We start from the raw sequence: 548 nt of genomic DNA, 5'->3' as shown, positions 1-548 counted from the left end.
CCCTCTCACACCACCGTACGTACGGACCCGTATACGGCGGTTCAATAGTTTGAGTGTACGAACTGGTATTGTAGAGCGATATCTTTATATCCTCTCGATGCCAGTTCTTTATCTGTTAATGAACGATGGAGTACGTGGCTTTTGGATATAGTCCAATAACCTTTTCTCGTATTCGACCATTCATAAGCTTTTTGTTTATTGATACCTAGGTGAATTAGGTTTCTTCTTTTCGTGCGTGGGTTCTTCCACTGCTTCCAGATATATTGTCTAATTCTTCGCTTCAACCATCCGTTTAAATCCTTTATAAATCCTTTCATTTCCCCTATGCCATAGTAGTTTATCCACCCTGTCATAAGTTGCCGGATTTCTTTCAGAATCCCTTCAAGATTTCGTCCCCGATTGCGCTTTGTAATTCGTTTAAGTTTTTCCTTAACGGTTACTTTCGCTTTGTTATGTGGACGAATTTTAACCCCGTTCTTTGTGGCTAATAGGCAGAAACCAAGAAACTTTCGTTTCAAGGGACTTCCAACCGCACTTTTCTCTCGGTT

1 protein-coding gene is annotated in these 548 nt (G+C 40.9%); it reads right to left on the bottom strand.

Annotation, left to right across the window (positions count from 1 at the left end):
• Positions 1-41: 41 nt before the first annotated feature.
• On the bottom strand, positions 42-548 hold a 507-nt coding region (locus N784_RS15735; protein ID WP_036836539.1), incomplete at its 5' end, for a group II intron maturase-specific domain-containing protein.

It is taken from the genome of Pontibacillus litoralis JSM 072002 (assembly GCF_000775615.1).
In the GTDB taxonomy this organism is placed as follows: Bacteria; Bacillota; Bacilli; order Bacillales; family BH030062; genus Pontibacillus; species Pontibacillus litoralis.
The sequence above is the reverse complement of the archived record's forward strand: the minus strand, read 5'-3'. Positions and strand labels throughout refer to the sequence as shown.